Below are 1,214 nucleotides of genomic sequence, written 5' to 3'. Positions count from 1 at the left end.
CGCACCGCGATCGGCACGTTGTAAGCAGCCGACTCGGTATCGAAACGGTTCAGGAACCACATCCGCTGCTGCGCAAGCGACAACGGAATCCGCTCCGGCCGAGGACCAGCCACCAACTCACGGCGACCACCAGCACCAGCCTGCTGCTCAACCCGAACCGCCAACGCCGCCACCGTCGGCGCCTCGAACAACAACCGCACCGGCACCCGAGTATCCAGCGCCTGCCCCAGCCGCGCCGCGACCTGAGTCGCCAGCAGCGAATTACCGCCCCTGGCGAAGAAATCGTCATCCAAACCGACACGCTGCTCACCCGCACGCTGCGCAAGGCCGAGCACATCAGCGAACACACTCGCCACGATCTGCTCGATCGGAGTAGTCGGCGCCCGGAACACCGCCTTCTCGAAGGTCGGCTCCGGCAACGCCTTCCGATCCAACTTCCCGTTGGCATTCAACGGCAACGCATCCAGCGGAATCAACACCGACGGCACCATGTAAGACGGCAATTCCGCAGACAGAGCCGCCTTCACCTGCCCCTTGTCGAACTCACCGGACTCGGCGGGCACGACATAGGCCACCAGGCGATCACCCAGATCAGGGTCGACGTGCGCGAGCACAGCCACCGACGCGACCTCGGGCAGACGCAAGAAAGCAGCCTCGATATCACCCAACTCGATACGGAAACCACGAATCTTCACCTGGAAGTCCGTGCGACCCCGATACTCCAGTTCACCTGAGGCATTCCACGCCACCAAGTCACCCGTGCGATACATCCGGGCATTCGCTTCGAACGGATTGGCAACGAACCGCTCAGCGGTCAGATCCGCCCGCCCGAAGTACCCGCGCGCCAACTGCGCGCCCGCGAGGTACAGCTCGCCCGACACTCCGACCGGAACCGGCCGCAACCGCGAATCCAGCACATAGACACGGCTGTTCCACTCCGGCGCACCAATCGACACCGACACCTTGTCCGCACCGGTCACACGATGGCTGGTGATCGACACCGCGGCCTCGGTCGGACCATAAAGGTTGAACAGCTCGATGCGCGGGTAGGCCTGCCGGAATCGCTGGGCAAGCGCACCGGACAGTGCTTCACCGATGGCGAGCACCCGCCACAGCGAGTCCGGCAACTCGGCGGCCAGCAGCGCGTCCAGCATGGACGGCACCACATGCAGAGTGGTCACCCACTCCTGCGCCATCAACTCATTGAGGTACGC

General features: G+C 64.3%; 1 protein-coding gene. It reads right to left on the bottom strand.

The window, feature by feature from the left end; translation table 11 throughout:
- Positions 1-1,214 (bottom strand): AMP-binding protein (locus tag ACLMAL_RS39610; protein WP_412003768.1); only part of this gene is annotated, 1,214 nt, incomplete at both ends.

It is taken from the genome of Nocardia sp. CWNU-33 (genome assembly GCF_046764895.1).
Classification (GTDB): Bacteria; Actinomycetota; Actinomycetes; order Mycobacteriales; family Mycobacteriaceae; genus Nocardia.
The sequence above is the reverse complement of the archived record's forward strand: the minus strand, read 5'-3'. Positions and strand labels throughout refer to the sequence as shown.